The 22242-nt window shown below is 66.1% G+C and carries 19 protein-coding genes; 9 read left to right on the forward strand and 10 right to left on the reverse strand.

Annotated features, from left to right (window positions below; translation table 11 throughout):
• Nucleotides 1–7 precede the first annotated feature (7 nt).
• From CH294_RS24960 to CH294_RS24970, 3 genes are all read left to right on the forward strand, one after another.
• Nucleotides 8–1423 carry a zinc-dependent metalloprotease gene (locus CH294_RS24960; protein WP_094739290.1) on the forward strand — a complete coding sequence of 472 codons (1416 nt, stop codon included), beginning with the start codon at nt 8–10 and terminating at the stop codon, nt 1421–1423.
• Between the two features lie 122 nt (nt 1424–1545).
• Entirely contained in the window at nt 1546–2430 is an 885-nt protein-coding gene (locus CH294_RS24965; protein ID WP_094739291.1) for a hypothetical protein, read from the forward strand.
• A 71-nt stretch (nt 2431–2501) separates the two neighbouring features.
• On the forward strand, nt 2502–3812 hold the full coding sequence (locus CH294_RS24970; RefSeq protein ID WP_094739292.1) for an AarF/UbiB family protein: 1311 nt from the start codon (nt 2502–2504) through the stop codon (nt 3810–3812).
• Nucleotides 3813–3846: 34 nt separating this feature from the next.
• On the opposite strand, the gene CH294_RS24975 is transcribed toward CH294_RS24970, so the two are convergent.
• From CH294_RS24975 to CH294_RS24985, 3 genes are all read right to left on the reverse strand, one after another.
• Nucleotides 3847–4182, reverse strand: coding sequence for a WhiB family transcriptional regulator (locus CH294_RS24975; RefSeq protein WP_032403562.1), 336 nt, complete (start codon nt 4180–4182; stop codon nt 3847–3849).
• Nucleotides 4183–4335: 153 nt separating this feature from the next.
• The gene (locus CH294_RS24980) at nt 4336–4641 is read right to left on the reverse strand and encodes a hypothetical protein (protein WP_094739293.1); all 306 of its coding nucleotides are present in this window, start codon (nt 4639–4641) and stop codon (nt 4336–4338) included.
• A 143-nt stretch (nt 4642–4784) separates the two neighbouring features.
• The gene (locus CH294_RS24985; protein ID WP_032403561.1) at nt 4785–6908 is read right to left on the reverse strand and encodes an ATP-dependent DNA helicase UvrD2; all 2124 of its coding nucleotides are present in this window, start codon (nt 6906–6908) and stop codon (nt 4785–4787) included.
• An 80-nt stretch (nt 6909–6988) separates the two neighbouring features.
• Between CH294_RS24985 and CH294_RS24990 the strand changes: the two genes are divergently transcribed.
• Nucleotides 6989–7258, forward strand: coding sequence for a mycoredoxin (locus CH294_RS24990; RefSeq protein WP_032403560.1), 270 nt, complete (start codon nt 6989–6991; stop codon nt 7256–7258).
• A gap of 7 nt (nt 7259–7265) precedes the next feature.
• On the opposite strand, the gene nudC is transcribed toward CH294_RS24990, so the two are convergent.
• Both nudC and CH294_RS25000 read right to left on the reverse strand, forming a co-directional pair.
• Nucleotides 7266–8168: an NAD(+) diphosphatase gene (nudC, locus tag CH294_RS24995; protein ID WP_037155730.1), complete on the reverse strand. Its 903-nt coding sequence runs from the start codon at nt 8166–8168 to the stop codon at nt 7266–7268.
• A gap of 24 nt (nt 8169–8192) precedes the next feature.
• Nucleotides 8193–9260: a potassium channel family protein gene (locus CH294_RS25000; protein WP_032378149.1), complete on the reverse strand. Its 1068-nt coding sequence runs from the start codon at nt 9258–9260 to the stop codon at nt 8193–8195.
• 105 nt (nt 9261–9365) lie between these two features.
• Between CH294_RS25000 and CH294_RS25005 the strand changes: the two genes are divergently transcribed.
• Complete coding sequence (locus CH294_RS25005) at nt 9366–9752, forward strand: membrane protein (protein WP_032378148.1); 387 nt, start codon at nt 9366–9368, stop codon at nt 9750–9752.
• On the opposite strand, the gene CH294_RS25010 is transcribed toward CH294_RS25005, so the two are convergent.
• Together CH294_RS25010 and CH294_RS25015 are read right to left on the reverse strand one after the other, a co-directional pair.
• Nucleotides 9715–13134, reverse strand: a complete 3420-nt coding sequence (locus tag CH294_RS25010) for a UvrD-helicase domain-containing protein (RefSeq protein WP_094739341.1) — start codon at nt 13132–13134, stop codon at nt 9715–9717. The genes CH294_RS25005 and CH294_RS25010 overlap by 38 nt on opposite strands.
• Nucleotides 13131–16442 (reverse strand): ATP-dependent DNA helicase, encoded by a 3312-nt coding sequence (locus tag CH294_RS25015; protein ID WP_094739340.1) that lies wholly within the window; start codon nt 16440–16442, stop codon nt 13131–13133. Before CH294_RS25015 ends, CH294_RS25010 begins: the two co-directional genes overlap by 4 nt.
• Before the next feature lie 108 nt (nt 16443–16550).
• Between CH294_RS25015 and CH294_RS25020 the strand changes: the two genes are divergently transcribed.
• Genes CH294_RS25020 through CH294_RS25035 form a run of 4 tightly spaced genes read left to right on the forward strand, consistent with a single transcriptional unit; the run spans nt 16551 to nt 19907 of the window.
• Nucleotides 16551–17327: an alpha/beta fold hydrolase gene (locus CH294_RS25020; protein WP_094739342.1), complete on the forward strand. Its 777-nt coding sequence runs from the start codon at nt 16551–16553 to the stop codon at nt 17325–17327.
• Nucleotides 17328–17669, forward strand: coding sequence for an MGMT family protein (locus CH294_RS25025; protein WP_094739294.1), 342 nt, complete (start codon nt 17328–17330; stop codon nt 17667–17669).
• Nucleotides 17666–18112: a PaaI family thioesterase gene (locus CH294_RS25030; RefSeq protein ID WP_230592471.1), complete on the forward strand. Its 447-nt coding sequence runs from the start codon at nt 17666–17668 to the stop codon at nt 18110–18112. The genes CH294_RS25025 and CH294_RS25030 overlap by 4 nt, the downstream gene beginning before the upstream one ends.
• Nucleotides 18113–18125: 13 nt before the next feature.
• On the forward strand, nt 18126–19907 hold the full coding sequence (locus CH294_RS25035; protein WP_283164523.1) for an NTP transferase domain-containing protein: 1782 nt from the start codon (nt 18126–18128) through the stop codon (nt 19905–19907).
• On the opposite strand, the gene CH294_RS25040 is transcribed toward CH294_RS25035, so the two are convergent.
• From CH294_RS25040 to nirD, 3 genes are read right to left on the reverse strand one after another with little or no spacing between them, the layout of a single operon-like run.
• The gene (locus tag CH294_RS25040) at nt 19864–20595 is read right to left on the reverse strand and encodes a sirohydrochlorin chelatase (RefSeq protein WP_094739295.1); all 732 of its coding nucleotides are present in this window, start codon (nt 20593–20595) and stop codon (nt 19864–19866) included. The genes CH294_RS25035 and CH294_RS25040 overlap by 44 nt on opposite strands.
• Nucleotides 20595–21806, reverse strand: coding sequence for a uroporphyrinogen-III synthase (locus CH294_RS25045; RefSeq protein WP_094739296.1), 1212 nt, complete (start codon nt 21804–21806; stop codon nt 20595–20597). The genes CH294_RS25040 and CH294_RS25045 overlap by 1 nt, the downstream gene beginning before the upstream one ends.
• Nucleotides 21803–22180, reverse strand: coding sequence for a nitrite reductase small subunit NirD (gene nirD, locus CH294_RS25050; RefSeq protein WP_032376922.1), 378 nt, complete (start codon nt 22178–22180; stop codon nt 21803–21805). The genes CH294_RS25045 and nirD overlap by 4 nt, the downstream gene beginning before the upstream one ends.
• Between the last annotated feature and the right edge of the window lie 62 nt (nt 22181–22242).

The following is a 22242-nucleotide window of genomic DNA, read 5'->3' on the forward strand; positions in this document are numbered from 1 at the left end:
TTGAGACATGAGCAATTTTGGTTTCGGTGCTTCCGACGACGACCCGGACAAGAAGAAGGATCCGGACGGTTCGGGCAACCCCGCCGGTTTCGGCTTCGGTGCAGAGGGCTTCGACCCTGCCCAGCTGGGCCAGATGCTCACCCAGTTCGGTCAGATGCTCAGCGGCATGGGCGCTGCCGGTGCCGGTGGGGCCGGTTCCGGACCGGTGAACTACGACTTGGCCAAGCAGCTGGCTCGTCAGCAGATGGGTGATTTCAGCCCGGTGTCGGCGGGCGAGCGAGAGGCGATCACCGACGCCGCGCACCTGGCCGAGCTCTGGCTGGACGGGGCGACGACACTGCCTGCCGGTGCTACGAAGACCGTTGCATGGACGCCGGTCGACTGGCTCGACAACACGATCGACACGTGGAAGCGACTGTGCGACCCGGTCGCCGAGCAGATTTCGGGTATGTGGACATCCGGCCTCCCCGCCGAGGCCCAGCAGATGGCCGGGCCCATGATGGGCATGCTGACGCAGATGGGCGGAATGGCCTTCGGCTCGCAGCTCGGTCAGGCCCTCGGGCAACTCTCGAAGGAAGTACTCACCTCGACCGACATCGGCCTACCGCTCGGACCGTCGGGCAAGGCGGCGTTGTTGCCGTCGGCCATCGCGTCGTTCAGTGAGGGTCTCGAGCAGCCCGAGCGTGAGGTTCTGGTGTTCCTCGCGGCGAGGGAGGCTGCACACCAGCGGCTATACAGCCACATTCCGTGGTTGCGGCAACGGGTTCTGGCCACAGTCGAGGAATACGCGCGCGGGATCCGGATGGACTTCTCGGCTATCGAGGAGGCAGCAGCGGGCCTCGACCCGTCCGCGCTGACCGATCCGTCGAAAATCGAAGCAATCCTGCAGCAGGGTGCCTTCGAGCCACAGGCGACGCCGGAGCAGAAGCATGCGCTCGAGCGTCTGGAGACACTTCTGGCCCTGGTCGAAGGATGGGTCGAGACCGTGGTCGCGGCTGCGCTGGGCGACCGGCTGCCCGGGGCTGTGGCACTCGGCGAGACCATCCGCCGACGTCGGGCGTCGGGTGGCCCGGCCGAGCAGACCTTCGCCACGTTGGTCGGCCTCGAACTGCGACCACGCAAGGTTCGCGAGGCAGCCGAGCTGTGGCGCCAACTCCTCGCCGCAGCCGACATCGAGGGACGCGACGGAGTGTGGGCCCACCCCGACCTGCTGCCCGACTCCTCGGACCTGGACAACCCTGCGGCGTTCATCGACCGCGTCGTCGGTGGTGGAACCTCGAACTTCGACGACCCGATCGCACAGCTCGAGGCGATGGAGGCCAAAGAACGCGCGGAAGCCGAACAGGCCGCGGGCAAGGACGACGAGAGCAAGGGCGACGAGAGCGCCGACGGTGATCCCGAAAAGGGTTCATCCACAAGCTGACCCAGTAGATTTCGGACGAGTTCCACTTCTCTGTCGAACGCCTGCTCGGAGGCACAGCCACCCTGTGGATAACGTGCCTCGGGCGGGCGTTCACGGGAGTGTTCGCTGTCAGAGTGTGTTCCATGATCACACCGACCGTTCGACTCGATCCTGCGGTGGCAATACTGCCTCGACGGGACGGCACCGTTCAACTGGGCTGGAGCCCCGAGACCAGCGTTGTCGTCACTCCGCCTCCCGGTGCCGAGCCGGGTTCGATACTCGAGCTGCTCCGGCTCCTCGCCGCAGGCCGTTCGAGGCCTCATATCGTCTGTCATGCAATGACATTGGGGCTGTCCGCCAATCGAACATCGGCGATGCTGGGCGAGTTGGAAGAGTCCGGGTTGCTGATGCACGGCACGAGCGGGCCCGCCGGGTCGCAGCACAGTACGCCGGACCGGCCGGGGACGGTACGGACCATCCACCTCGTCGGGCGGGGTCCGCTGTCGGACGCATTGGCCTCGGGCCTGAGTAGGACCGCCGCCGAGGTGAGCCGGTCGAGCCTGACGCCCACGCGTTACCCACAGTCGGCGGTGAATTCGTGGAACTACGACATCGTCGTACTCGCCGACGATCTGGTCGCCGAGCCTCGGTTGGTGACCGATCTGGTGCGTATCCGCATCCCACATCTTCAGGTGCGGCTGCGGGACGGGAAGGGTGTGGTCGGCCCCTTCGTACTGCCCGGCCGAACGAGTTGCCTGCGCTGCGCAGATCTGACTCGCTGCGACCTCGATCCCGAGTGGCCGCATCTGTCGGCTCAGCTGCTCGGCACTGTCGGCCAGGCCAGCAGCGCGACGGTGCTGGCCACGGCCGCGTTTGCGTTCGCTCAGCTCGAACCCCTCATCGGCCGTTCCGACGCGTCGATGCCCGAGACCGCCGACTGCACGATGGAGCTGGATCTCGCAGCACGTGCAACCACGGTGCACAAAAGACTGTGGTCCAAGCATCCGCACTGTGATTGCTGGCATTGACCAGACGCGGTCACCTCGGCCGATACGGGCCGGTCCGAGCAATTGTCGGAAGGTTCAGCCATGATGGAGTTGTGTCTGACATACCGCGCCGTGGATCGACTCGTACTGCAAAACTGGCCAGCATTCCACTGGGAATGGCGGGCCGTGCCGCTGTGGGCTTCGGCAAGAAGCTTGCCGGCGGAAATCGCGACGAGATCGATGCGGACATGGCCGCCAAAGCTGCAGAACAGCTCTTCTCCGTTCTCGGGGAGCTCAAGGGCGGTGCCATGAAGCTGGGGCAGATGCTCTCGGTGATGGAAGCCGCCGTTCCCGAGGAGTATTCCGAGCCGTACCGGGAAGCGCTGACCAAGCTCCAGGCGCAGGGTCCGCCCATGCCGGCAAAGACAGTCCACAGAGTGTTGGATCAACAACTCGGAACGGCGTGGCGATCACGCTTTCTCGATTTCGACGACACTGCGATCGCCTCGGCGAGCATCGGCCAGGTGCACCGGGCCACGTGGTCGGACGGACGGGACGTCGCAGTAAAAATTCAGTACCCGGGTGCGGACGATGCCTTGCGTTCCGACCTCAAGACTCTGTCGCGTTTCGCGAACCTGTTCAGCACTGTGCTCGCGGGCACCGACGTCAAGCCGGTACTCGAGGAGCTCACTGCCCGCACCGAGGACGAGCTCGACTACCGTATCGAGGCCTCGAATCAGCGGGTGTTCAGCAAGGAGTTCGCGGGCGATCCGCAATTCGCGATACCCAAAATTGTTGCCAGTGCGCCCAAAGTCGTTGTCAGCGAATGGATGATGGGTCGACCGTTGGCCGACGTCATTGCAAACGGAACGGCCGAGGAACGTAACCGGGCAGGCGAGCTACTTGCTCTGTTCGCGTTCGTGTCACCCGCTCGGGCGAAGTTGCTGCACGCCGACCCGCATCCAGGAAACTTCATGATGCTCGAGGACGGGCGCATGGGCGTCATCGATTTCGGTGCGTGCGCTCCGATGCCCGACGGTCTTCCACAGGTTCTCGGCCGGATGGTCTCCCTCGCGCGCGACGAGAAATTCGACGAACTCGTGGTGTTGTTCACCGAGAGCGGTTTCGTGGTGCCGGGCCGAACGGTGACAGAGAAAGAAATCGCGGACTACCTGCGTCCCTTCACCGACCCGATCCATACCGAGTCGTTCCACTTCACCCGCGCGTGGCTGCAGAAGGCCGCGGGTACTGCCGCAGATTTCAACAGTGCTCAGTTTCGCACTGTTCGAGCATTGAACATGCCTGCCGAATACGTGATGATCTTCCGCGTTCTCGGTGGACTGGTGGGAATCTGCGCTCAGCTCGACGCCTACGCGCCGTACATGGCAATCCTCACCGAGTGGATGCCCGGCTTCACCGACTGAACGATTCGGTGACGCCGGGCATCCGTTCCGGAGATCATGCTGCGTTCTTACGTGGTCGTCCGCGAGGACGCTTGCGGGCGATGACCACTCCTTGATCGAGGATCTCCCCGCCCCATACGCCCCAGGGCTCGGCACGGTCCAATGCCGCATCCAGGCAGGTACGCCTGATGGGGCATTGAGCGCACAGCGCCTTTGCCTGCTCGAGTTCGGCAGGGGTGTCGGCGAACCACATGTCGGGGTTCGCCGCTCGGCAGGGTACGGACAGCTGCAGCTCGGCCAATTCGGTCGAGCCCAGCTCGGTGGAACACCTTGCAGCGTAGGCACTTTCGGACTCTGTTCGGCATGTCGTCCGGATCGTGGCGGTTGACACGTCGGTCTCCTCTACTTTTCGTGCGGCGTCGTTGTCGGTTCGAGGGGTGATGCGAACCATGTCGGCCTCACGTTCGGATAGAGGTACTACCTGAACGACAAAGGCCACGGTCCGCGTTGTGCGGGTCCGTGGCCTGGTGGGCTTTCGAAGCGTCTACCTACCGTGAAGTCGGTGTCTGCTGTCGAGCACGGACGCGCCTGGTGCGCGGTGACGTCGGGCTGCCTGAGCAACGGCTTTCGCTCCTGGTGCCAGGGCAACCTGGGCGGAATTCGACCCTGAGGCCGCGTAGGCGGACTCGTCGATGGGGCCGAAAGCGGAGGAACGAATCCACGTCTGCGCAACAGAGCCTGCGGCGGCGGCATGAGTGCCGAGGGGGGCAACTCCGAAAGCTGCCGTGCCGAGGACAGGGCTGAACGCGACGGTTGCATCGGCAACGGCGGCGTGGAATGTGTTGATCATTTCTTTCAGCTCCTGTTCTGGTCTCGTTGGCGGATTGGACAGTGCGCGATCTCCCGCGGCACGTGAAACAGACTAAGCCCCCTGCCGATATCTGCACAAGTTATTTTTGACCAGCAGTTTCTCGGCGATTTCTACCCGCCCGGTCAGCTGTCCGTTGCGCGCACGACTGCGAGTACGTCTTCGCCGAACCGCTCCAACTTCTTGGCTCCGATTCCGGGGATGGCGACGAGTCCCCGCTCGTCCTGCGGCTGCTGCTCGGCGATGGCAGTGAGCGTGTTATCGCTGAACACCACGTATGCCGGCACTTTCAATTCACGGGATTTGTCCAGTCGCCATGACTTCAGGGCGTCCAGCAGGGCGATGTCGACGTTCGACGGGCAGCTCTCGCATCGACCGAGCATGGTCGCAGACGTCCCGATCAACGGCTTTCCGCACAACCGGCACTTGGGTCCGGACTTCTTGGCAGCGGGGGCCGCGATACGCGAGGCGGGCGAATCCTCGGGCACGAGACCGATGAGAAACCTGGACCGCCGGCGGGACTTGCGCCCACCCTCGTTGCGGGCGAGCGCCCAGGACAGATGCAGGTGGACCCGGGCGCGTGTAACACCGACGTAGAGCAGTCTGCGCTCCTCCTCGATCGCGGCCTCGTTGTTGGCGCTGGGGTCGTTACCGATCGCGTGCGAGATCGGCAGAGTTCCGTCGGCGAGGCCGACGATGAACACCGCGTCCCACTCCAGCCCCTTCGCTGCGTGCAAGGACGCCAGCGTCACACCCTGCACCGTCGGAGGATGCCGCGCTTCGGCACGTGCAGCGAGCTCCCCCAGCAATTTCTCGAGGGTCAGGTCCGGCTCGTGCACGAGAAGTTCTTCGGTGAGTTGCACCAGGCCGCCCAACGAGGCCCATTTCTCGCGGGCCTGCGCACCGGTCGGCTCGGTTGCCGTCAGGCCCAGCGGTGCGAGTACAGCCCGCACCAGAGCCGTCAGACCGTCGCCGGACTGCGCGCCGTCGGGTAGATCGTCCCGACCGGCCGCCTGCCGCAGGGCGTTGACGCCCTGCCGCACCTCGGGTCTGGTGAAGAAGCCCTCCCCGCCGCGCACCTGATACGGAATCTTCATTTCGGTCAACGCCTGCTCGTGTGCCTCGGACTGAGCGTTGATGCGGTACAGAATCGCGATCTCGGCCGGCTCGACCCCCTTGGAGATCAACCTCTTGACCGCCCGCGCCACGCCGTCGGCCTCCGCCGGCTCGTCGTCGTACTCGAAGAACTCCGGCTCGGGCCCTGACTCCCGCTGACCGATCAATTGCAGACGGGTGCCGGCGATACGCCCGCGAGCGGCTCCAATGACACGATTCGCCAGCGACACCACCTCCGGCGTCGACCGGTAGTCACGTTCGAGCCGAACCACGGTGGCCTCGGGGTACTTGCGAGAGAAGTCCAGCAGATATCGAGGAGACGCGCCGGTGAACGAATAGATCGTCTGGTTCGCGTCGCCGACGACGGTGAGATCGTCGCGGTCGCCCACCCAGGCGTCGAGCACCCGTTGCTGCAGTGGTGTCACGTCCTGATATTCGTCGACGACGAAGCAGCGGTACCGCTCGCGGAATTCGTCCGCCACCGACGAGTGCTCTTCCAGAGCTGCGGCCGTGTGCAGGAGGAGGTCGTCGAAATCGAGCAACATTCCGTCCCCGCCTCGGGACTTGAGCTCCTCGTACCCGGCGTAGACGGCCGCGACCTTGGCGGCATCCATCGGCACGTCGCGGCGATTGCTGGCCGCGATACGCGGATAATCCTCGGGCGCGATCAACGATCCTTTGGCCCACTCGATCTCACCTGCGAGATCGCGGATCGCGTCGGTCGAGGTCGACACTCCGGCGCGATTGGCCGCCTGCGAAACAACGGCGAACTTGCGATCGAGTAGCTGCCAGCCGGTGTCTCCGACGACCTGCGGCCAGAAGTATTTGAGCTGCCGCATCGCCGCGGCGTGGAACGTACGGGCCTGCACGGGAGGTCCGTCTCCCCCGACCCCGAGCTCGCGCAGGCGGCCGCGCATCTCGCCGGCAGCGCGAGCGGTGAACGTCACCGCCAGTACCTGCCCCGAGGACACATGCCCCGCCGAGACGAGGTGCGCGATGCGTCGAGTGATCGTGCGGGTCTTGCCCGTGCCTGCACCGGCGAGAACGCACACCGGGCCACGAGGAGCCAGTACGGCCGCGGATTGCTCCGGATCCAGTCCGGTGGTCATCGCGTCGTCAGCCATGTGGTCCATTGTGTCAGTGCGCACCGACAGTTCCGCCCGGGCCTGAACCTGCCGGAACAATGGGGTCGGTGCTCCTGTTGACTCTTGTCGTGACCACTACCGAGAACACTCCGCAGACCCCAGCCGCACTCACCGTCTACTCCACCACGTGGTGCGGTTACTGCCGCCGACTCAAGACCCAGCTCGACGAGGCGGGAATCACATACGCCGAGATCGACATCGAGCAGAACCCGGAAGCCGCCGACTTCGTCGGAAGCGTCAACAACGGCAACCATGTGGTGCCGACCGTCCTCTTCGCCGACGGCTCGACTGCAACCAATCCCGGTCTGGCCGAAGTCAAGCGCGCGCTGTCGCTCTGATCGAGCGTCAGACCGTGGCCGCCCACGCTTCGAGCATTCCGCGCGCGATCGAGATCGAACCGGGGAGCAGCAATCGGGAGGTCGAGTCCGATCCCCAGTCGCCCAGCTCCAGCGCCGCGACAACCTCGGCTCGATCGAACCAGTGGGCTTCGGCGATCTCGCCGTCCTGGAAAAGCAACGGCTGCTCCGGGTCGGCGACAGCCGAGAACCCGATCATCACCGACCGCGGGAACGGCCACGGCTGGCTACCCAGGTAGTCGATGTCGGAGACGTCGAGGCCCACTTCTTCCTTGATCTCCCGTGCCACACACGTTTCCAGGGATTCGCCGGCCTCGACGAAACCCGCCAGAACCGAGAATCGCCGCTCGGGCCAGGCCGGTGCGCGTGCCAGCAGCACTCTGTCGCCGCCGTCGTGGACCAGACAGATCACTGCGGGATCGGTGCGGGGAAATTCCTCGTGGCCGGTGGACGTACTGGTGCGAGACCACCCCGCATTCGACGGAACCGACGGAGCGCCGTCGAGCGAGCTGAACTGCGCGCTCGCATGCCAATTGAGGATCGCCAGCGCACCGGTCACCATCGACAGTGCAGTGCTGTCCAGGCGATCACCGTCGGTACGCAGGTCGCCGAGCGTGCCCTCCAGGACCTCCACCCGCCTGGTCCATACGTGCCGGTCCCCGTGGATTCCGAGAAAGACCGCATCAGCGGTGGGTTCCGGTGCAACATCGACGGCGGGAGTGAGGATCAAGCCGTCCTCGTCAACGCCGAATCTGCCTCTGCCGTCCACGTTCAGTAGTCGGCCGGTCGACCAGCCTGCTGCGAGTGCGGCGGTGTCTCGGCGTAATTCCTCGGCCCTGTTCAGCGGTGACCGGGAGAGGCGAGGTGGGTGAGCGAGGTGGAATTTCGGCACGCTCGGAACCCTACTCGGACTTCGTTACTCACCCACACGACGGATGTACAGCAGGCGATCGGACGCCTCGACGGCATCGACTTCCGGGGTGCCGACCCGGAAGAGTTTGCCGCCCCGCACGACTCCGAGCACGATGTCGGTGAGGTGCCGCGGCGAGCCGCCCACCTCGTCGCGCTCGACTTCGCGCTCGGCGATCGCGAAGCCCGCCTCCGGCGTCAACAAGTCCTCGATCATCTCCACCACGGACGGTGTGGAGGTGGCGATGCCGAGCAAGCGGCCCGCGGTCTCGGAGGAAACGACCACCGAATCTGCACCGGACTGACGCAGCAGGTGGGTGTTCTCCGCTTCCCTGATGGCCGCGACGATCTTGGCCTTGGGAGCGATCTCGCGGGCGGTCAGAGTCACCAGCACGGCGGTGTCGTCTCGGTTGGTCGCCACGATGATGGCCGACGCATGCTGGGCCCCGGTGAGTCTGAGCACGTCGGACTTGGTCGCCGAGCCGTGAACGGTGACCAAGCCCAGAGCCGACGCGGCATCGAGCACCGTCTGATCGGTGTCGACAACGACGATGTCGGACGCCGGTACGCCGTCTCCGAGCATCGCGTCGACTGCGGTTCGGCCCTTGGTGCCGAAACCGATGACCACGGTGTGATTGCGCACGCTGCGTCTCCATCGCTGAATTTTGAATGCTTGCCTGGACCGCTCGGTGAGAACCGACAGCGTCGTTCCGACCAGCAGAATGAGGAACAGGACCCGAAGTGGTGTGATGACAAGAATATTGACCAGCCGCGCCGACGGGCTCATCGGCGCGATGTCACCGTATCCCGTTGTCGACAGCGATACCGTCGCGTAGTAGAACGCGTCCAGGAAGGACAGCTCGCCGTTCTGGTTGTCGCTGTAACCGTCACGGTCGAGGTACACGACGAACGCAGCGAGAAACAGGATGCCGAGCGCCATCAGCACCCGCTTGTAGATCGCGCTCCACGGACTCGATTCCAGCTCCGGGACTCGGAGCACTCCGACGAGCGCGAAGTCGGGCTTGTCGGTCAGCGCGCCACTGTCGCTCAGGCGCGCACGCAACCTACCTGCCACGTCGCCCACCGAAGTGTGCGCAGAAGTCGAGATCATTCACGGCACGCAGCGTAACCCCACACAACGAATCTGTGCCGACGACTCGGGATGTGGCACGGTAAGTGCATGACACAGCGACCAAGTCAGGCAGCCGCACTGCGCCTCGCCGGACTGCTCACCGGAGCCGGCATTCTCCATTTCGTCACCCCGACGTTCTTCGACGCGCAGGTTCCGACGGCACTGCCGGGTTCGGCTCGCACGTACACCCAGGTATCGGGAGTCGCCGAGCTCGCGGTGGCCGCAACACTTGCCACGCCTCGCACCCGCCGACTCGGCGGCGCACTCGCGGCCGCTCTGTTCGTTGCCGTCTTCCCCGCCAACATCAACCTCGCATGGAAGTACGTGCAGAGCTCCAAGACTTCACCGGCGCTCAAAGCAGCCATGATCGCCCGTCTGCCGCTGCAGATCCCGCTGGTCACCGAGGCTCTGAAGGCTCGTCGGAACGCGCAGTAGCGTCGATCGGCGTCGACACGGCCGGACCCTCCAGAAGTTCGGCCAAAGCTGCTGCGTCCGGGAGGTTCTCGGGCGAGATGGTGTGGCCGCTACGGACATAGTGGAACGCCGCGCGAACGCGGTCCAGCGAAACCGGTTCGGCCTGCCCGATCGACATCAGCTCGGCCCACGCCAATCGGTAGGCCGCGAGTTGCATCGCCACTGCCTGCTGTTCCGACGCCGTCGGCTCTGCACCGGTTTTCCAGTCGACGACGGTCCAGCCGCCGTCGGGGTCCGCGAACACGGCGTCGATTCGACCGCGCAGCACCGTGCCCGCCACGGACGTCTCGAACGGGACCTCCACCTCGACGGGGCTGCGCAGCGACCATTCCGAGTCCAGGAACGCCTGCTGCAACGTTTCCAGGTCGACGTCGGCCGACGCACCGGTATCGGCCGAGCCCGGCAACTCGTCGAGGTCGAGCAACCGGGTTGCACCGAACCGCCGCTCGACCCAGGCATGAAACGCAGTTCCTCTGCGCGCCAATGGGTTCGGAGGAAACGGCAACGGCCTGCGCAGTCGCGATGCCAGGCCATCGGGATCTGCGGCCAGGTCCACCAACTGCGTCACCGACAGGTTGCCCGGTAATGCCACGTCGACTCCCGCGACCGACCTTGCTGCCCGCTCCGCCAGCAGGGTCTCGACATCGGCAGCCCAGTTCTCCGGGTCGGTCAGGGTTGAGTCGTCCGTTTTCTCACTCGAATTGCGCTGCGCCGCATCGCCATCTGCCAGTGCGCGTAGCACCTCCCGCGCACCGCTCTCGACCGCACCACGTCTGGATCCGAGCGGGTCTCGCGGCCAGGACGCCGTGTGCGGCACAGCCCCGAGTGGGTTCTGCACTCCGTCCTCCGGAGCCGGGGCCCACTGCTCGATCACAGCCGCGGCGTCATCGGATCCGCTGACCTGCCTGTGCAATTCGTCGAGAAACTCCGATGGCCCACGCGACTTCGTCGACGTCTGGTCCCAGTGGTGCGCGGACACCAACAGCACCCGTTCGGTTCGGGTCAGCGCCACGTAGAACAGCCGCCGGTCCTCCGCGAGCCGGCGCCGGGCGAGCGCATCCTTGTGGTTCTTTACTGCATCCTCCAGGTCCTTCCGGTTGTACAGCTGGTCGAGCTCGAGAACCGGAACGCCCTCGGAGCCCTCGCCGTCCAGCGCGCGATCACCGCGCAGCGACGGCGGTAGTTCGGCCATGGCTCCGAGCCATGTCGAGGACGCGTTCGAGGACGGGAACACGCCTTTCGCTACGTGCGGCACGGCCACGACCTCCCATTCGAGGCCCTTCGCAGAGTGGACAGTGAGCACCTGAACTCGATGTGGGGCGACGTCGACCTCGCCTGGTGCGAGGCCGTCCTCGACCGTCTCCGCAGCAGCGAGGAACGACAGGAATCCGGTCACCGTGGCGGTGGGATTATCGGCGTAGTCGGCCACCACGTGGGCGAATGCATCCAGATGTTCGCGGCCGACTGCCCCGTCGGTCCCGATCGGCGTGCGGGCTTGCGCTTCGACGCCGATGTTCATGATCCGCTCGATGTCGCCGACCAACTCCGCCAGCGGTTGCCCGATTCGATCGCGCAGCAGGTGTAGTTCACCCGCGAGGGCGACGATCCGCCGGTAGCCGACCTCCGAGTAACGGTCGTCCGAACCAGGATCGGCAATCGCGTCTGCCAGTCCCGCCTGCTCGGACTGCTCGCCGGGAAGTGCGCTGCCGAGTGCGGCGTCCAACGTCTCGGGGTCGTCGACCCGACCCGCGGTGCCGTACCCGCTGCGGATCTCGAGTTCTCGGGCGCGCTGGGAGAGTGCCCGCAGATCCGTCGGGCCGATCTGCCACCGAGAACCGGTGAGGATGCGCATCGCGGAACTGCCGGCAGTCGGGTCGGCGACCAGTCGCAGCATCGCGATGATGTCTGCCACCTCGGGAACGTGCAGCAATCCGCCGAGCCCGACGACCTCCACGGGTAACCCACGGCTGCGCAGTACCTCTGCGATGGGTTCGGCATCGGCGTTGCGTCGCACCAGAACTGCAGCGGTGGGCGGCGGCCGATCCTGCTCGAGGGCCGAGCAGTACTCCCCCGCAATCCGGTCGGCAATCCACTCGCGTTCGCCCAGAACGGTCTCGGTGACGGCAATTCGGACGTCTCCGGGAACAGCTCCGGGACGGGCCCGCAGAGTCGGCACCGGAACACCGACGCGGCGCAGTGGATCGGTGATCAGGTTCGCCAGAGTCAGCGCCTCGGGCGGATTTCGCCAACTGGTGAGTAGTTCCAGTCGAGGGGCTGGACCACCGTCGGCCTGCGGAAAGTCGGTGGCGAACCGTGGCAGGTTCGCTGCCGAGGCACCGCGCCAGCCGTAGATCGATTGCATCGGATCGCCGACCGCCGTCAGCGCCAACGTGGGGTCGCCGCCCGATCCGAACAGTGACGACAGCAGGACGCGTTGAGCGTGCCCGGTGTCCTGGTATTCGTCGAGCAGTACCAGCCGAAAACGTTGCCGTTCGGCTGTTCCCACCTCCGCATGCTCGGCCGCGACCCGCGCCGCCATCGACATCTGCGAGCCGAAATCCAGAGCGCCCTCTCGGCGCAGAGTCTGGCCCAGCCGTTCCACCAACGGCAACAACCCGATTCGTTGATGCTGCGCGTCGAGGATGTTCAGCAACTCTTTGGTGGGGCCGCCGCGTTGTCGCGGGCCGGGCCCGAGCGTGTGCACCAGCTTCTCCAACTCCACGTGTGCCTGGCGCAGCTCATCGGGATCGACGAGATGCTCGGCCAACTGGCCCGAGAGCGCCAGCACCGCCTCGGTCACCGACGTGGGGTTTCGGTCGGTGTCCAGATCGCCGTCCCAGGTGCTGACGACGCGGTGCGCCAGCTGCCACAGTTCGGTTTCCGAGAGCAGTGTCGCGGACGGTTCGATCGGCAGCAGCAATCCGTGCTCGGTGAGCAGTCGGCCTGCGTAGGAGTGATACGTGCTCACTTCGGGCTCGGCACCGAGAATCCGTTCACGCAGTGCCAGACTGGGATCGAGTGCGCGCACCAGATCGGATCCGGCCAGCCGAGCCAGCCGCGCCCTGATCCGAGACGTCAACTGCTGCGCAGCCTTTCGCGTGAAGGTCAGGCCGAGCACCTGGTCCGGGTCGACGAAACCGTTGGCCACCATCCACACCACACGGGCGGCCATCGTCTCGGTCTTGCCCGCCCCCGCTCCTGCCACCACGAGCATCGGGCCGGGCGGGGCCGCGATCACCGCAGCCTGCTCGTCGGTCGGCGGATGCTTCTGGCCCAGTGCCCGGGCGAGCTCGACCGGCGACACCCGCACCGAACCGGTCCGTTTCTTCGTCGGTGTCGTCACTGCTCGGTCACCTGCCTGCCGGTCTCGTGTGCCGGGCAACTGGACTTGACCGGGCAGTGCCTGCAGCCGTCGTTCACGCGCGCCTCGAATGTCGGCCCCTGCGTGGCCGACGCTGCCTGGTGCACGGTGTCCCGCCACTCCTCGAGTTTCTCCGGTGTCGGAACTTCCTGTACGCGCTGAGTCGCCCCGTCCTTGTTGTGCGGTTTGGCAACGAACACCAGCCGGGCTCCGCCGGGTTCGCTCGCGGGCTCGCCCTCGATCGCACCGGCTGCAGCTGCAACTTGGTAGGTGGCCAGCTGATGGTGGTTACGTGCGTCCTCCTTCGACATGACGGTCTTCGCCGTCTTGACGTCGATGATCACCGGCCGACCGTCCGGGTCGTGTTCGAGTCGATCGATACGTCCACGCAACGCGACCGCCGGCTCGTTCTCGGACCGCGCTTCGAGGACGCCGTCGACCTGTACTTCCACTCCGGCCTCGGTGAGCTCGCCTCGACTGCCGTGCAGCCAACTCTCGAATGTCTCCAGCATGGCCCCGGTTCGATCCAGCTCATGCCGCGAGTACCACTGCGAACCGAGATCAACTGCATCCCATGCTGTTTCGAGAGCACGACGAAGTTGCTCCGGTGGCATCCGACCGGCCACTGCCTGGACGAGAGTGTGCACGAGAGTGCCGGTGACCGCATGGGTGTTGGTGCCGTCGTTGCCGCCGTGACGCTCGAGCATCCACCGCAGCGGACAGGTGGTGAGTTGTTCCACCGTCGACGGCGACAACGGCACCGGACCGTCGCCGAGCTGCCACAACGGCGCGTCGGTGCTGAGCCCCGCCACGCCGAACCACTCGTCCGGATGCGCGCCTCGGACACCGGCGTCGGCGAGAGTTGCCAGATGGCGAGCAGCTCGGGCTCGCTTGTCCGGATCGTGTTCGGCAACGACTGGATCGCACACGACACTGCGCAGCTCGGCAACCAGCATCGGCAGCGCCAACACCCGATGTGCGGACTCGGGTGCTTCGAGCGGAAGGAGGGACTCGCCGTCGACGTCCACCCCGCGCAGTTCGTCGACGAAGCGGGAACGAACGAGGTCGGCATCGCCGGTACTGGAATCGACGGCAGTGACGAGCAGAGTCGATCGAGCGCGGCTGCACGCCACCAGAAACAGCGTGCGCTCCTCGGCGAGAAGGGGTGCCGATTTCGACAAACGCCCGTCGAGTGCTGCTCCGGCGTCGAACGTTCCGGACACGAGGTCGACCAGTGTGTCGGTTCCGAGGAGGCTTCCGCGCGCTCGGAGCCCCGGCCACAGACCTTCCTGAACCCCGGCCACCGCAACGAGCTCCCATTCCCGACCCGCAGCAGAGTGCGCACTGAGCAGGGTGACGGCGTCGGCCCGAACCGTGGCGCGATGCGAGTTCAGAGTCGGAATCTCCTGCTGCGCAATGTAATCGAGAAACCCGCCGATCTGTGCCCGCGGCAGTCTGTCGACATAGGCTGCCGCCGCATCGAACAACGCAACCACTGCATCGAGGTCACGGTCCGCCTGGGCACCGGCCGAGCCACCCCACGCGGACGCGCCGGCCCACCGACGTTCGAGACCCGATGCCTGCCAGGCTGCCCACAACACGTCCTCGACACCGCGACCCGTCCGGGCAACCGCCCTCGCCTTTCGGATCACGCCGAGGGCTTTGCGCAGTGGCGCGGACTCCACATCCGACAGTCCGCCGATCCAACCGCTCTTTCCACGAGAATCGTCGGTGAGGACGCCCCTGAGAAGTTCGGCCGAGTCGCGTTCACCGCCCGACGCGAGCTCGAGTCTTCTCATGCCCCTACGCAGTCGACGAAGACCAACCGGATCGGCTCCGCCGATCGGCCCGGACAGCAATGCCAGTGCATCTTCACCGTCGAAGGTCGGATCTGAGATCGCACGCAGTACCAGTAGTAGACCCACCGCCCCGTGCTGGCGATGCAGCGGAAGCTCGGAAGTGGGCGTGACCATCGGAACACCTGCTGCGTGCAGTGCCCGGCGCAACGGTGCAACGGTCCTCGGCACCGACCGCACCACGATGGCCATCTCGGACCACGGCATACCGTCGATCAGATGGGCTCGCCGCATGGCGTCGGCGATGATCGCGGCTTCCTTGGCCGGCGAGGACGCGACATGCACCCGCCCCGCAGGGTTGCCGAATCGGGCAACGGCCACCGGCTCGGGACACCGGTGCCGACCCAGCCCGGGCAGACGCCTCGCCACGATGTCGGTCAACTCGGCAACCTCCGGCACGGACCGGTGATTGCGCGTCAGCACCACTCGCCGTGGCGAATTCACCTCGACCAGGTCGGCCACGAATGTGGGATCGGCACCACGAAAAGTGAACACGGACTGATCGGGGTCCCCCGCGACGACGGTCGATTCGATGTCGGTACCGATCAGCCGAACCAATTGTGCTGCTTGCGGATCGAGGTGCTGAGCATCGTCGACGACGAGGTGGCGGATGCGGGCACGTTCACTGCGAAGCAGTTCCGGGTCGGTGGCGAACGCCATCAGCGCGGCACCGATGAGCTCGGCGGCATCCAGACCAGGTGCCGTGGCTCCCGCAGCTTCGACGCCCACTGCTCCGCGCAGCAACATGGCTTGCTCGTACCGAGCGGCGAACCGCCCGACCGCAACCCACTCGGGTTTGCCGTGCTTGCGACCGAGTTTGACGAGGTCTTCCGGCCCGATTCCGCGTTCGGCGGACCTGAGCATCATGTCCCGCACCGCCGTCACGAACCCCGAGGTGCCGAGCGCCGGACGCAACCGATCCGGCCATTCCGCGGCACCGTCCTCGAGGTCGCCGCGCAGCATCTCGCGCACCACGGCGTCCTGTTCGGCACCGGTCAGCAGCCGCGGTGGCGGGTTGCCGTAGAGAGACGCCTGGAGCCTGAGCACCGCGAAGGCATAGGAGTGCACCGTCCGTACCAACGGCTCACGTGTCGCTCTCAGCGCGTGGTCTCCACTGAAGAGGCCGGAGGTGATCACCTCGCGCACCGCGGTTGCCGCCCGTTTGGACTGTGTCAGCACCAGAACCGATTCCGGGTCCCCGGAGACGATGCGCGAGACTGCGTAGTCGGCGACGAGCGATGTCTTACCCGTTCCGGGGCCACCGAGTATCTGCCACGGATTCCACCGGGGTGCGCCGTGCGCCGCCTCCGCCGCCGAATCCGGTCGTGACGACAACAGCTGAGCAGCCGCGCCGACCCACGTGCGGGCGGGCCGAGCCACCTTGGGTGCACGGACGAGGGTGACCGTCGCGCCGTGCCTGCCGTCCGTGCTCATGAGTACAGATGCAATCACGGACCACCGACAACTCTCGCCTCAGTATCGAGGCGCCCGCACCGGACCGGCAGAATCCGCGGCGGCACGCCATGCGGCATAGTGGTCGACGTGCCCGAGTTGAATCTGCATACGTTCGGACCCGCAGACGGTCCTGAAATCCTCGCCGTTCACGGTGTGACCGGTCATGGTGCCCGCTGGTGGGATCTCGCGGAGAATCACCTGCCCGAAGCTCGAATACTGGCTCCTGATCTGATCGGCCACGGCTATTCCCCGGCCACGCCGCCCTGGGACATCGACGCGCAGGTCACGGCTCTCAAAGCCGTACTGGACGCCCACGCGCGCGGCCCGGTAGTGGTGCTCGGACATTCGTACGGCGGCGCGTTGGCCGTCCATCTCGCGCAGAGATTCCCGAACGCGGTGCGGGCGCTGGTGCTGCTCGATCCCGCGATCGCTCTGCCACCGGAGGAGCTGCTCGAGGTGGCCGAGGCCACCGCGAAGTCACCCGATTACACCGACGCCGACGAGGCGCGATCGGAGAAGATCCACGGGGCGTGGGCGGACGTACCCACCGAGTTGCTCGACCGCGAGGTCGCCGACCACCTGGTTCCCGCCGACGGCGGAAAGGTGGCGTGGCGCATGTCGATTCCGGCGATCGTTGCGACGTGGGGCGAGCTCGCTCGTCCGATCGTGGTACCCGCCGATAGCGTCCCGACCATCGTGGTTCGGGCCATGCGCGTCGAACCTCCCTATGTCACCGACGAGTTCCTTGCTGCACTGCGAGAGAAACTCGGTGAGAACCTGCGCACCGTCGAACTGGACTGCGATCACATGGTCGGCCAGGCCAAGCCGGTCGAGGTGGCCGAGCTGGTGCGATCCGTGCTCTAGATGGCCCCGATCACCGAAGACCAGGTCGAGCGAGTGCGCGCATTGGTCGCGTCCATTCCCTCGGGATTCGTCGCCACGTACGGAGACATCGCGGCCGCGGCCGACCTGTCGAGTCCACGCATCGTGGGATGGATCATGCGCACCGACTCCGCCGACCTCCCGTGGCATCGCGTCCTCGGAGCCAGTGGCAGGCCCGCCCCGCACCTCGCCACCCGGCAGCTCGAGACGCTGCGCAGCGAAGGAGTGGCAGTCCACGACGGCAGAGTGCCGCTGAAGTCGATTCGATTCGACTTCGGGGCGCTCCCATCGCCGCTCGAGTCGACCACTAACCTCGGAGGATGAACATCAGAGACGGGCTCGGGCAATTCGATCCACGCCCCACGGCGAAGTTCGCCCTGTCGAAGGCGAGCACCTTCGTCGCCTCTGCCGGACTTGTCGTCGACGAGGTCTCGGGCACCCGGGTGGCGGGTCACATCGATTTGACGGACGAGCACCTCACCCCGTGGGGCGTCGTACACGGCGGGGTCTACACGACCGCTGTCGAGAGCGCCGCGAGCATCGGTGCAAGTGAGGCGGTGAAGGATCGCGGTGAGTTCGCGGTCGGAGTGCACAACGGCACCGACTTTCTCCGCGCGAGCAAGGGCGGACGCGTCGACGTTCTCGCAGAACCGTTGCAGCAGGGCCGTGTTCAGCAATTGTGGCTGGTCACGATCACCGCCTCCGACAGCGGAAAGATCATTGCACGCGGGCAGGTTCGGCTACAGAACGTGCCTCTGCCGACATGACAGCGCTCGCACCGTGACGCCGGTCTGCGATGCGATCGTCCTCGCCGGCGGTCGCGGATCGAGGATGGCCGATCCCGAGCACTCGACGTCGCCGCAGGAGGTCGACAAGCCGGCCTTGACCGTCGGCGGCCGTCGAATGGTCGACATCGCGGTGGACGCCTTATCGAACTGCCGCAGAACGGTTCTGGTGGGTCCACCACGCGCCGGGGTGGCGGACCACGTTGTCCAGACCCGTGAGTCGCCTGCCGGCGGTGGGCCCGTTTCGGCCCTCGCCGCGGGACTCCGATCCCTCGATGACAGTGCAGACTCGGAGCACACTGCAGATCTGGTGGCCGTCGTCGCGGCGGACATTCCACGTCTCGACTCCGCCGCGATAGGATCCCTGATCGATTCCATCGCACACTCCTCAGCACATGCAGTATTCGCTCGCGACAGCGCGGGGCGCACACAGTTCCTGCTGGGAGTGTGGCAGCACGCCGCGCTGCGTTCCGCTGTGGCACAGCTGGATTCGGTAGAAGGTGCACCGATGCGCCGGATCGTTCCGATCGATCATCAGGTCATCGCACTTCCCGATATCGAGGACTGCGACACCCCTGCCGACCTTCTGGCCGCTCGCCTCGCCGCGCAGCCGTCGCAGACGCTCGAGGTCGCCGACGCATTGGAGCGCATTCGAAGCAGCCTCACTCCCCTACCTGTCCGTCGAATTCCGCTGCAGGACAGTGCCGGAACCGTCCTCGCGGAACCCCTCGTGTCCCAGACCGCGTTGCCGGCAGTCGACATCTCCGCGATGGACGGTTACGCCGTCTGCGGCTCCGGGCCGTGGACGCTGCGGCCCGACATCGCGTACGCAGGAAGTGTCGACATCGCCGGACTCACCGCCGGAACAGCGGTGCGCATCGCGACCGGTGCTGCGCTTCCGCCCGGAGCGACGTCGGTGGTGCGCGACGAGCACGTGACACACGATCCGGACGGGTCGGTGCGTCGACCGTCGACCGCAGCCGAGTCCGACGACACACGTCGGCGCGGCGAGGACTGGCTGCCGGGCACCGAGCTGGTCGCCGCGGGAACTCCGATCGATGCGGCGGTACGGTCTCTCGCCGCCAGCGCGGAAGTGTTCGACGTGACGGTGCGCGGTCCAGTTCGTGGTCGAATAGTGATCAGCGGCAACGAGATTCGATCGAGTGGACCGCTGGCCCCCGGCGAGACCCGAGACGTTCTCGGATCGGTGTTGCCGGAGTACCTGTCGCACTGCGGCATCGCGGTCGTCGATGTGACACTGCTCGACGACTCGGCGACGGAATTTCGAGACGTCCTGACTCGCACGCAGGACCTGGACGTCGTCGTCGTGGTCGGAGCCACCGGAGGCGGTGCCGCCGATCAACTGCGCTCGACCCTGGCGACACTCGACGCGAAGCCCATCGTCGGCCGGATGCGTGTCCGACCCGGTGGTTCCCAGATCACTGCGGCGCTGCCCGACGGCACAGTGGTACTCGGATTACCCGGCAACCCCCTGGCGGCCGTCGGAACGGCACTGCTGACGGCTCCGGCGATCGTCGACGCATTGACCGGCAGAAGGGTGCGTCCACCACGAATGGGTCTGTTGTCCAATGCCGCGGACGTTCGATCTGCAGTCCCTCGCCTCGTCCCCGTCACCGTCGACGGCACGCGTTGGCGGGCAGATACCGAGGTACGCACTGCACATCTGGCTCACCTGGTCGGCCGGGATGCGCTCGCACTGGTTCCGGCCGAGATCAGCGCCGACGAACCGGTGACCATCCTTCCGTTGCCGTACTGAGCGATCCGCTCTCCAGCGATCGGACGCCCTCGAAGTAGCGGGCCACCACCAGATCCACGATTGCTGGATGGACCCCCAGCGGCTCACCGACGCCGTCTGCACCTGCATCGGCCAATCGATTGTGAAAGAGCCCGCGCGCCAACAGATACGATGCAACGAAGATTCGAGTATGTCCCTCCTCTCGCAGAGCCGACACCGCCTCGGACACGGTGGGGACAGCGGTGGCGACGTACCCGATGCGTACCGGGACCCCCGCGACGTCGGCCAGCATCGCTGCTGCTCGAACGTGTTCTGCCAGCGCTCGGGGGTCGGACGACCCTGCGGCGGCGAGCACGATCGAATCGCCTGTGCGCCAACCGGTGTCGCGTAGCCGATCGAGCATGACCTCCGCGAGTACGGGGTCCGGTCCCAGAGCACGGGTGACCGCGACCGAGCTATGAGCGCTTTCGGCAATTTCTCGCGGTACGTCGGTGTGGACGTGATAGCCCGACGCCAGGAATGCCGGAACCACGACCGCCGACCCGGGGGTGTCGCGCAGCACTTCGGCCGGGGACGGTCCGAGTACGTCGACGAATGCCACGCGAGTGGCACCGATCTGCGTCGACACGGCATCGGCAAGTGCGGCGATCATCTCGACACCACGGGGGTTTCGGGTGCCGTGTGCCACCAACACCGGAGTCGGAGTCATCAGTACTTCCCTCCTTCGACGACGGCCACATGCGCGTGCACGGCAGGCTCCTCGGAATCGCAGTCCGATTCGGTTTCGACGTGATCGAGTGCGATCCGATACCCACGCTTGACCACGGTCTGGATCGCCTTCGGCGCGCCGAGAGAGGACCGGAGCCTGGTCATCGCTGTTTCCACCGCGTGGGTGTCACCTCCACCACCGGGCAAGGACGCAAGCAAGTCCTCCCGGGAGACCACGCGTCCAGGATTGCGAGCGAGTGTCTTCATCAACGCCATTCCGGCCGGCGACACCGGTCGCACTTCACCGTCGACCACGACGCACCGGCCGCGCACACTCACCACGTGTCCGCCTGCATGAAGACGACCGGTCCGCCTCGGCAATTCCTCGGCGATATGCCGCGCCAAAGCGCCCAAACGCGCTCTCGCCGGCTGCGTAGTGGCCACGTTCAGTTGTTCGAGGGGTGCTGCCGTCACCGGCCCGACGCACACCGGAAGCACCCGCGTACGCATCGATTGCAACAGGGGTTCGAGCACCCCGTTCTCGTCGGCGCGCATCAGCATCGAGGCCACCGCAGGCGCGGAGGTGAAGCTGAGTGCGTCGAGATCGCCGACGACGACGGCTTCGATCATGCGGTCCATCGGACCCTGGTCGTCGGGGGCCGTCCAGCGATACACCGGCACCGGAACCACTTCGGCTCCGGCACAGCGCAGTACCTCGCAGAAGTCCGGGATCGGCTCCCATTCGGTCGTCGCGCCGTGCAGTTGCACGGCGATACGTTTGCCCTCGACCCCTTCGGCGAGTAGATGCTCGAGTACCTCCGCGGAGGATTCGGAGGCGGGCGACCATTCCTCGCGGAGATCGGCGGCCCTGATCGCACCCGTTGCTTTGGGACCGCGGGCCAGCAACCGGGACGCCCCGAGCGCAGACCCGAGTTCTTCTGCCCGCCCCCATCCGTCTGCGGCCTCGACCCAGCCTCGGAATCCGATGCCTGTTGTGGCGACGGTAATTTCGGGTGGATGCGCGATGATCGCCGCGGTCACGCGTTCCAGCTCGGCATCGTCCGCGAGCGGGATGATGCGGATCGCGGGGGCATGCATCACGGTTGCTCCCCGCCGCTCGAGCAGAGTCGCGAATTCCTCGGCCCGACGCGACGCCGTGATCCCGACGGTGAAACCGGCCAGAGGCGTTCCTGCCCCGGCGATTTCGCTCACGTAGAGCCACCGCGGACGAGCACGACACCCTCGACGCAGGAGACCTCGAAGGATCCGAGACCGACCTCCGCATCGTCGAGGCAGCGCCCGTCGACCAAGGAGAAGACCTGCTTGAGCAACGGTGATGCGACCGTGGGCTCGCCACCGCGGTCACCCACGAGGCCGCGCGACATCACCGCTGCGCGTCCGTACGGATCGATGTTGCCCACCGCGAACAGTCGTCCGTCGTCGAGCAGAAACAACGCCGCCTGCGTGCCTCCGCGCAGGAGCACCGCTACCCCGCGCCCCGGAATCAGCGTGTCCAGCGTGCAGGCCGGGGTCCAACTACGAGCAATGTCGTTCGGTACCGCTGTACGTGAGTCGATGACAGTCATGGCGTACCTCCTGGTCAGCTATTCCACGTTGTCAGTGTTTCTGGGCCGTTAAGTCGCGATTA

The sequence above is a fragment of the Rhodococcus sp. 14-2483-1-1 genome, from assembly GCF_002259335.1.
Taxonomy (GTDB): Bacteria; Actinomycetota; Actinomycetes; order Mycobacteriales; family Mycobacteriaceae; genus Rhodococcoides.

Bases quoted from the DNA above. Each gene is read 5' to 3' on its own strand.
- CH294_RS24960 (WP_094739290.1), top strand. From the start codon at position 8: ATGAGCAATTTTGGTTTCGGTGCTTCCGACGACGACCCGGACAAGAAG.
- CH294_RS24965 (WP_094739291.1), top strand. From the start codon at position 1,546: ATGATCACACCGACCGTTCGACTCGATCCTGCGGTGGCAATACTGCCT.
- CH294_RS24980 (WP_094739293.1), bottom strand. From the start codon at position 4,641: ATGATCAACACATTCCACGCCGCCGTTGCCGATGCAACCGTCGCGTTC.
- CH294_RS24985 (WP_032403561.1), bottom strand. From the start codon at position 6,908: ATGGACCACATGGCTGACGACGCGATGACCACCGGACTGGATCCGGAG.
- CH294_RS25005 (WP_032378148.1), top strand. From the start codon at position 9,366: ATGACACAGCGACCAAGTCAGGCAGCCGCACTGCGCCTCGCCGGACTG.
- CH294_RS25015 (WP_094739340.1), bottom strand. From the start codon at position 16,442: ATGAGCACGGACGGCAGGCACGGCGCGACGGTCACCCTCGTCCGTGCA.
- CH294_RS25025 (WP_094739294.1), top strand. From the start codon at position 17,328: ATGGCCCCGATCACCGAAGACCAGGTCGAGCGAGTGCGCGCATTGGTC.
- CH294_RS25030 (WP_230592471.1), top strand. From the start codon at position 17,666: ATGAACATCAGAGACGGGCTCGGGCAATTCGATCCACGCCCCACGGCG.
- CH294_RS25040 (WP_094739295.1), bottom strand. From the start codon at position 20,595: ATGACTCCGACTCCGGTGTTGGTGGCACACGGCACCCGAAACCCCCGT.
- nirD (WP_032376922.1), bottom strand. From the start codon at position 22,180: ATGACTGTCATCGACTCACGTACAGCGGTACCGAACGACATTGCTCGT.